This is a genomic window from Blautia hansenii, assembly GCF_013304445.1.
Lineage (GTDB): Bacteria > Bacillota > Clostridia > Lachnospirales > Lachnospiraceae > Blautia.
This window is the reverse complement of sequence record NZ_JAAITA010000014.1, coordinates 70,833-80,532: the sequence shown is the minus strand read 5'-3', so window position 1 is coordinate 80,532 and position 9,700 is coordinate 70,833. Positions and strand designations below refer to the sequence as shown.

Sequence of the window (9,700 nt, the reverse complement as noted above, 5' to 3'; positions counted from 1 at the left end):
AAAATGTAAAAGAATTTTCGATTCATGTGTTCTACTGTTCAGTTATCAAGGTTCCTGTCGTTTTGACAGCTTTGATATTTTATCATATCGTTTTTAGCTTGTCAAGAACTTTTTTCAATCTTTTTTCGATTCACTTTACAATTCTTTGCGACAGTTTTGTTAGAATATCATATATTCTATACTTTGTCAATATTTTTCATTTTCTGAAAATTTGTTGTTATCACTCGTTATTGTCCAGTCAAGATTTTAAATTATCTTTCTCTTCTCAACAACAGCTTATATAGAATATCACAGTAAACATTATATGTCAACTGTTTTTTTATTTTTCTTTTCTATATCGATAATTATAATTATTGAATTTAACGGTGTAGTCTTTTTGATAAGCTATACTCTCTTTACAGGATTCCTCTGTAGAACAGGAGGAAATATGAGAAAACGAAAAACATTACAGGATTTGACAATTAAGGACAATTTTCTTTTTGGTGCAGTTATGAGTGTGGAGGAAAATTGCAAGGGATTTCTTGAGCTGGTGCTTGGAGTCCCCATTTCACAGGTAGTAGTGAGCAAGGAAAAGAGCATGATTTATCATCCGGAATACAAAGGTGTCCGCCCGGATATCTATGCAGAAGACGAGAACCGCACACATTACAACGTGGAAATACAGATAAAGAAAAAGAAATCCCCGGGAAAACGCAGCCGGTACTATCACAGCCAGATGGTAATGGAAGCGCTGGCAAGCGGGGAAGATTATGAAACCCTGCCGGATACGTTTGTGATTTTTGTCTGTGATTTCGACCCATTTGGAGAGCATTTATATTGCTATACTTTTGGAAATGAGAAGGAAGTTCCAGCAGAACTTGTCAGATTCCTGAAATTTGTAACGGCTGATTCAGAAAAAAGCGAAGGGGATTTTCAGGATGAACTGGTGAAGCAGTTTCAGGAGACCATTCATAACATTAAAACAGACCGCGAGATGGGAGAGCTTGGAGATTTGAAGTTTTTATTTAAACTGGCAGCAAAAACAGACTCTATACAAAACTTTGTAGAAGAAGCAGAGAAGTATTTACAATCAAAAGAGAAAAAAGAATAAAGCCGGTGGTAATTCTGTACTGCCGAAGCACATCTGCCCCAATGCCATCTAAGGCATTGGGAGCTACAAAAGGGGCTATCGGGAAATAGATAGTTCCAAACAGGGGCAGATTTGACTCACATGAGTCAAATCTGCCCCTGAAATTTTTCCGTAAAAAGAGAAAAAGATGGCTAACGACAACCATCTCCTCTCCGTTCCATGTTATAATGGAACTATGCTAAAATAAGATTATTATAACCATTTTTTTGAATTAGGGCAACAGAAAATTAACTTTAGTTTCTTTGAATTGAATTTACCTGATGACGATCCAGTCTATACCCTGAAAAAAGTGATGGAGGAGTTAGATTTTTCTGGCTTGTTAGCCAATTGTTCAGATAAGGGAAGAATAGGGTACAATCCAATTATGATGTATGCTGTAGTTACTTATGCAAATATGCGTGGGGTAAGAGCTGTTGACCGTATCGTAGAATTATGTGAAAGAGACCTTGCTTTTATCTGGCTTACCAAAGGCCAAAAACCCAAAAGGGATGCTTTTTATGAATTTAAAAACAAAAAGCTGACAGCTGATGTATTGGATGAACTGAACTATCAGTTTCTTCGTCGTCTGCAAAAAGAAGGATTCATCACGTTAAAATCTCTTTTTATTGATGGAACAAAAATTGAAGCCAATGCAAACCGCTATACGTTTGTATGGAGAGGAACACTGAACTACCATCTTGCAGGATTATTAGATACCGTTGATTCGGTGTATCAGAAGTATAATGCTCTGATTGACAAAAATGAATATGGCATCAAATATGACATTCCCCATGCTCATATGTTTGTGATAGAAGGAATGGAAAAAGTAAGGGATGTCATTGAAAAGAACCGGACAAGGAAACTGACAAAACATAAAAAATTATCAAATAATACAATCATCGAAATTGACAACTGTTCTCCGCTGGAGATTCTGAAACTCCAGAAAAATCTGATGCAGATCGCGGAGCAGGAACACATTACGTTTGTTTATGGAAAAGGAAAGAGAAAATCGGAAATCCAGCAGCTATATGAGGAACTGGAAAGCTGCGGTGAACGTCTCATGGGATATAAAGAGTGTTTTGAAATCATGGGAAAGGATCGGAACAGTTATTCCAAAACAGATTTAGAGGCCACCTTTATGCGGATGAAAGAGGACCATATGAAGAACGGACAGTTAAAGGCCGCATATAATGTCCAGATAGCAGTAGAGAATTATTTTATTGTCCAGGCTTATGTAAGCAATGACCGGACAGATTATAATACATTGATTCCTGTGTTAGAAAAGCACAAAAATACGTTTGGAGAAATTTGGGAGGAAGTAACTGCCGACAGCGGTTATTGTAGTGAAAAGAATCTTCTGTACTTAAAGAAACATAAAATCTCCAGTTATATTAAGCTGCAGGATCATGAAAAACGGAAAACACGTGCATACACGGAAGAGATTGGAAAGTATTACAACATGAAAACGCAGATATTTGAGGATGAACTTTATTATATCTGCCATGATGGAAGAGAACTTCATCATATCAGGACAGAGAAAAAAGAACAGGCTGGTTATACACAAACCTTTGAGGTGTATGGATGTTCCGATTGCAGTGGCTGCATACATAAAGAAAAATGTCTCTATAAGTATGATGCTGAAAAAGATGCAGAGAAAAATAAGGTCATGAAGATCAATGAACAATGGGAAGCTTTAAAGGAAGAATCCCATGCGAACATCCAGAGTGAGAAGGGGATATTAAACCGTCAGATCCGTTCCATTCAGACAGAAGGACATTTCGGAGATATCAAAGAAAATGATAACTTTCGAAGATTCAACTGCCGAACAGCAGAGAAGGTTTATAAAGAATTCATGCTGTATGCGATTGGAAGAAATATCAATAAATATCATCGTTTTCTTCATGAAGAGATCAAAAAATTTGAAGGAAAAACTAAGGAAAAGACTGCTTAGAAAAAGAGTGCTTTTAAAAATGCAGTTGAGGGGTTTTTGCGCCCTAAAATACATACCGAAAAGAAAAAATACAAATCTCCTATAGAAGATCAGGTATCAAAAATACTGATTACTACAGGAGATTCGTATTTTAAGATTTAGAAACTAAAAAACGGTATTAACCGATAGTCCCCACTTTCTTACTGCCTTTTCCTCTTACAAAGTAACATCGCTCCCCCTGACACTGCAAGCAGCCCCAGAAGTATCACCACATGGCTTTCATCTCCAGTCTGGACTCCCTGGTTCCCCGCTGGTTTTCCTGTTGTACTATCGTCGCCATTATTATTTACATTTGTTCCCGGCACCTGTGTCTGTGCCGTTTTAATTTTTACTACTGCTTCGTCAAATTTCTTTGCATCCGCTTTAGAACCCGCTTTTACCTTCACTTCTCCTGCTGCCTCTGCCTTGCTGACATATAAAGTTCCCTTTTCATCTATATAGGTATCTTCATGATGTTTTCCTACAAGTTCCCAGGAAACTTCTTTGGAAAATTCTCCTTTTCCCTTCACATCAACTGTAAACTGTTTTGATTCCCCTGCTTTTAATTCTGCTTTCTCCGGTACTATTTCTACAGCTTCTATTTCCCAACCTGAAGTATCCGGATTTTCTGGTTGCTGTGGTTTTTCCGGTTCCCCCTGGGTTGGCGGCTGCGGCTCTTCCTTTGTTTTTACAGCAATCCCCTGAGTTGCCTTTTTGGTAATACCCTCATATGTATAGCTGATAACCATTTCTTTATCGCTTACTTTTAGCGTTTCCTCACTGTAGCTGATTTCTCCGGTTACATCCTTTGTGTTTCCATCACTGAATTTCGCTTCTACTTCCATTCCTTTTGGATTGAAAGTTTCTCCTTCTGTATAGGCTGTCTTTTCCGGTGCTTTCTGAATGGATATGCTTTCTAACAGCACAGCCTGCGGTGGTTCTGGTTTTTCCGGCTCTTCTCTCTGATACTCAGCCGCACCAATATCCGGTTTTCCGCTGATTATGCTTTCTCCAAAGAAATCCCTGTCATATGACACACCCGGTACTTCTGGGAAGTTGTTTCCCATAATGCAATCTATGCTGGGATATTTTTTATTATCTTTCACCTTTTCAAAAAACTCTCTTGGAGAATAGTTTCGGCCATCTACCAGTTTGCTTCCGCCAAAATGCTTCCATGCTTCATCTACAGTAAGCCCTTTATCAATCAACGCAGAGCCCTCCTGCAATTTATAACCGTCCAACAATCCTGAACTTCCTGTTACAGCATCTTTGCCTTCATGAGTTTCCGGAGCGCTTCCTAATTCGACAATTCCCAAATCCTCTGCCTGCAAAGGCTTGGCATCTGCCTCAAAAGCGCTCATGCCTCCTGTATAGGCATTGTTATAAATTTTCATGTGTTCCTGAACCAAACCAATTCCCTGGGCATCACCGCCATAGGCTTTCTGTCCCTGAGGATAGCTAAACACATTGTTAAATGCAAATCCATCATTTACCCCCACTCCGGCTCCTGTATTAGACAGGAAAAATACACCTTTGTCTAAAACCTGATTCGAGTAAATGGTATTGTTATAAATCATGGTACCTTTTGGAAGTCCCTGTGCAAATTCAAATGTTTTATCCCTGTCATTCTGACTGATATTATAGCGAACCGTTGCTCCTGTATGAGGATATCCGCCCATAATCAGCATAAAACCGCCTTCATTGTTATGGCTATAGTTATACTGCATAACAGAATTGGAAGAGGCATGGTCACAGTCCAGACCCTGTCCGTCTGTTGTTCCATGAGTTTCATAAGCTTCATTATACTGCAGCACTGTATTTGCTGCTTCAAATGGCCAGATTCCCACATTATACCCCGTATTCTGGAAACGGCAGTCCTTTGCCAGATTATGTTCAATCAACGCACCGTCTGTATCTCTGACTGTAATACCGTCACCGCCTATGTATTCCATATAGTTATTTTCCACAACAACATTTGTAGACGGGTACCAGTTCACAGGTACGCCCGGGTCGTTCTTTTCCCACTGATTACACCACTGAGAGCTCACCAGCTTAATCGCAGAGCGGTCTACTCGCTCAAAGGTACAGCCGGAAATGCGCACATTATCATATTTACTCGGAATTCCGGCCAAAACACCATTCTGAATATTTGTTTTTACATCAAAGAAAATTCCGCCATTCCATTTCAGATTAATATTGCCATTGATATCATGAATGTAGCAATCTTCAATCACAATACCTGATGCAGTTCCGAAATCCCTAATGGATACGTTCATTGCCCTCAACGGTTTTTCTTTGTTATTGCTTCCGTTCAGTTTAAATTCTGTGCTGTACTTTTTGTCCAAATTCGTAATTTCCAGATTTCTGATTTCTACATATTCCTGATTGTAAAGAGAAACTACATTTTCAACCTGTCCGTTTCCTTCCAGTCTGGGAAGTTTTCCTTCTCCATAAGCGCTGATTTCAATGGGCTTTCCTTCTGCTCCCATACCCTGAAACGCCAGTTGCTGTCCAACAAATACACTTCCTCGCTTCAGTAAAATTTTATCTCCCGGCACAAAGGAACCGTATTCTTTCACCCTGTTCAGAGATTTCCATGCTGTTTTCTCAGAAGTTCCCTCTGCACTGTCATCTCCGTTTTCAGAATCTACATAAAAAGTTTTTCCTTCTCTTAATTTGTCTGTTTCAAAAATAGCCTTTACTTTCAAAGAGCTGTAATCACCTGCAGGCATAAGGAAGGCACCATCTTGAATCTGCACGTTTTCCATGCCTTCTACCTGGTATTCCTTTAAACGATAACCTGCTTTTGCTATTGCCGTCAGAGTCACTCTCTGCCTTTCTTCAGCTTCTTTTATATCGCTGCTGGCAACTCCCGCCTTATGTTCTGTATCTTCCGTCCCATTATAAATAGAAATCACTTCGACAGGCTTCTTCTCACAAATCTGCTCAATCAGAAGATTATCGAAAGCAACAGGCGCACCCGGCGTCATATTGATAAGCTGTACTCCCGGCTTCATACCCTTCCAATTTTCCTGGTCTGTGTAGTTCAAAATTTCTTTTCCATTAATAAATACTGTAACTTTATTCTCTACAACTTCTATAACCACATGAGCCGGTTTATCGGTCAGCTGGAAGTTGCCTTTTTTCAATTCCTTATTTTCTCCGTTATAAAACCGACGCAGCATAGCGCTTCCCTGAGAATTGATTGCCACAACATAGCGGGAATCAAAGCTTCCTCCATCTCGGAAAGAAATCTGCAGAGTTCCACCCGCATCTGTTGTTCTTCTGGCGTCAACAGAAATACGGTATCCTTTCTTACCATCAAGCTTCTTCCAGTCTACCACAGGGCTGTAAGCATTTGCATTTTTTCCAGATGGAACATCAACGAAAAGCTCTCCTTCTGACACTCGAATTCCTTCAGGAAGTGTTCCCGGATTTCCGCCGAAATCCTCAAAGAAAATCTCATATTTTCCCGGCTTTCTTGTTTCAAAATATGCCTTTACTGTAATTTCAGGAAATTTTTCGTTCAACTGAAAGCGATTATTTTCAATAGGAACCAGATTATCTGTACTGGTTTCGTATTTTGCAAACACATAACCATGATTTGCCTTGGGCGTCAGATTAATCCACTCTCCGGAATACCCGGACAATTTATCTGCTGTGAGCGTACCCCCTTTATGCTCTGGGTCAAGCTTTCCATCTGTATAAGTTTCCAGCTTAACTGTACATTCCTTTCCGCTTAACTCCTCATTGGTAGTAACCAAAAGATTGTCCAGCGCAAAGTCCTGTAACGGAAACTGCCCCGCTATAAGCAGTCTTCCTTTCTCCATTTTACCGATTTCTTCGTGGCTGGCTGTGATAATCTGTTTTTCGTCCAGCCATGCGGTAATAGCATTCCCTTTCACCTCTATCGCCAGCTTATGCTGTCCCTGGCTGACCTCTGCCGCTGCTTCTCCGTATTTGGTATCCACGGAATTCCCTGTCACTTTCTCTAAAAACACTTTGTTGTTCGGAAAATCAAAGCGCAACTGTAGTCTTTGTTTATCAAATCCATCCTGCGCCTTAAATCCTATTTTCGCATTGCAGTTTTTGTTTTCTGTGCCTATTATCAGATCCGTCTGAAGCAGAAAATCATTTGCTGAGAGAATGCCTGCGGATTTCATGGCATTATTTCCCCCACCGCCTTTGATAGTCGCCTGTCCGTTTTCAATTTTCACACTACTGGGATTATTTATCTGCCAGCCCGACGCATTATCAAAATTATCCTTTAACAATTCCCTCTTTCCCGGTTGAGGAACGGAAGCTCCCTCTGCTTCCACTTGAAACTGCTCCGCTTCTTCACTCTCCGTTTCTGTTTCTTCCTCCGGCACGGTTGTTTCTGTTTCCGGCAATACTTCATCTGCCCCTGTATGGATTTCTGTATCCGGAACAGTTGGGTTTTCCGGCAAAACTGTATCTTCTTCCGGATTTACTGATTCCGGTACAGTTTCCTCTGTTTCCGGCAGGATTCCTTCTTCCCCTTCCACTGCGTCTTCCTGTATTTCTTGAGATTGCTCTGCCACAGATAAATCCGGTGATACCTCGGCTGCCAATGCATAACTTGGCATACTTCCCGTCAAAAGTGCCGCTGTTAATGCAGCACACGAAATTCTTTTTGCTATACGCTTCATTCATATCCTCCTCATCGAAAGTCCTGAATTTCAGACTTTGAAATCTTTTCATTTAATTCTTTCTCAAATTTTTCTGCAGCACACTGCTCCAAAACCGCACCCGAAACCTCTTCATACAGAAGATATTCTCCCGCTTCCCTTTTGGTACAAATTAGCTGCTTTTCTTCCCCGTTGCTGCCCGTCCAGTTTGTCTGTCCTCCTTCCTCCAACTGCAGCAGTTTATTTGCAAGTTCTTCGTCCGCCTCTGTCATGGCTCGAACATTACTGTCATTAAGTTCAACAATGCCCTCATAAATTATTTTTCCTTCCTGCCAGACTGTATATTGGGCGGTAAAAGAATCCACCTGCCTGTAATGCTCCCGGTGGGTTTCGTAAAAAACCTCTAGTTCCTCCGGTGTTGTCCGTTCCATAATTCTTTCTTTTAATGCCTGCTCACATTCCCCTATAAGGCGTTTATAATATTGCATGGGTGTGAATTCCACCGGTCCGTATACCGGCTCTCCTTTTTCGTGAAGTGCTTTTCTTTCCTTATTTTCCTTATCCAAAGCTTCCAAAAAGGAATCATAGGAAAACCTGTCTATTATTTTCTCCTGTTCTGCCCAGTCCCATATCACTCTTGCCCGCACCGCTCTATCTTTATCTCCATCATAGAATTCCAACTCTTCCTGCGTTATCGGCTCTTCATTTACAATAAGAGGATATTTTACTCTTCCTGCTTCCCGGAAAAGAAAAAAAGCAGACAACAGAACAGCTATGAACACTGCCCCGGCCCAAAGTTTCTTCTTTCTCCCAGACAATCTATTCCCTCCCTTTTTCTCCACAACAAGTTACTTTAGTTATTTTTTATAATTATTATACAAAAGAAGAAATAAAATAGATATTGCTTTTTCTCCTAATATTTACATTCTGTTTTTGTAAGTTTTTTACATACATTCGCCTTTTCTCCTCTGTTTTTCATAGATAAACATCACTTATCCTTAAAGTTTTTGAAATCTTTTCGTCCATTTCACATTATTATTTTTCATAATCATTATCTTCTATATAAACTTTTAAATTTAGGGATTTTCTTTTTAGATATGAATAATCGAATATAGATAGTTTTATAATATAATTAATTGAACCTTTAAAATATTGAACCCCACCTGCCTGGGAGGGTTTTCACTTGTGAAATTCCGCTTTCTAAAGCCGCAAAAACCCCGGCATGGATATAACTCCACACCGGGGTTTTCTATTTCATCTATTACTGAGCTAATTTAACAGGATTAACCTTTACGCTTGGTCCCATTGTGGAAGCCAGAGATACGCTCTTTAAGAACACACCTTTTAACGCGCTTGGTCTAGCCTTGTTGATAGCTCCCATAAGCGTCTGGAAGTTGTCCGCTAACTGCTCCTCTGTGAAAGAAGCTTTTCCGATTGGCACGTGAATGATATTTGTTTTATCAAGACGATATTCAATCTTACCAGCTTTGATATCCTGGATAGCTTTAGCAACGTCCATAGTTACTGTACCAGCTTTTGGGTTTGGCATTAAGCCTTTAGGTCCGAGAACACGTCCCAGACGTCCAACAACGCCCATCATATCCGGTGTAGCAACAACAACGTCAAAGTCTAACCATCCTTCGTTCTGAATCTTCGGAATTAAATCCTCAGCTCCTACGAAGTCTGCACCTGCTGCCTGTGCTTCGTCAGCTTTTGCGTTCTTAGCAAATACTAATACGCGAACAGTCTTACCTGTTCCGTGAGGCAGTACAACTGCACCACGAATCTGCTGTTCTGCATGACGTCCATCACAGCCTGTTCTGATATGAACTTCGATTGTTTCGTCAAATTTAGCTACGGCTGTTTTCTTTACTAAAGAAATGGCCTCTGCTGGGTCGTATAAATTTGTACGGTCAACTGCTTTTGCAGCCTCTGCGTATTTTTTTCCGCGTTTCATATAAATAACCTCCTAGT

General features: G+C 40.3%; 5 protein-coding genes. 2 read left to right on the top strand and 3 right to left on the bottom strand.

Features of this window, described 5'->3' with window-relative positions; translation table 11 throughout:
- Nucleotides 1-427: 427 nt before the first annotated feature.
- Nucleotides 428-1,090, top strand: coding sequence for an Rpn family recombination-promoting nuclease/putative transposase (locus tag G5A70_RS10950; protein ID WP_173749679.1), 663 nt, complete (start codon nucleotides 428-430; stop codon nucleotides 1,088-1,090).
- A 265-nt stretch (nucleotides 1,091-1,355) separates the two neighbouring features.
- Nucleotides 1,356-3,059: an IS1182 family transposase gene (locus G5A70_RS10945; RefSeq protein WP_226853667.1), complete on the top strand. Its 1,704-nt coding sequence runs from the start codon at nucleotides 1,356-1,358 to the stop codon at nucleotides 3,057-3,059.
- A 179-nt stretch (nucleotides 3,060-3,238) separates the two neighbouring features.
- Here the strand turns inward: G5A70_RS10945 and G5A70_RS10940 are convergent, their stop codons facing one another.
- The 3 genes from G5A70_RS10940 to rplA form a co-directional block, all read right to left on the bottom strand.
- Nucleotides 3,239-7,747: a right-handed parallel beta-helix repeat-containing protein gene (locus tag G5A70_RS10940; protein ID WP_226853665.1), complete on the bottom strand. Its 4,509-nt coding sequence runs from the start codon at nucleotides 7,745-7,747 to the stop codon at nucleotides 3,239-3,241.
- Nucleotides 7,748-7,758: 11 nt separating this feature from the next.
- Nucleotides 7,759-8,544, bottom strand: a complete 786-nt coding sequence (locus tag G5A70_RS10935; protein ID WP_180211137.1) for a hypothetical protein — start codon at nucleotides 8,542-8,544, stop codon at nucleotides 7,759-7,761.
- Between the two features lie 443 nt (nucleotides 8,545-8,987).
- The gene (rplA, locus tag G5A70_RS10930; RefSeq protein WP_173749677.1) at nucleotides 8,988-9,683 is read right to left on the bottom strand and encodes a 50S ribosomal protein L1; all 696 of its coding nucleotides are present in this window, start codon (nucleotides 9,681-9,683) and stop codon (nucleotides 8,988-8,990) included.
- Nucleotides 9,684-9,700: the final 17 nt, after the last annotated feature.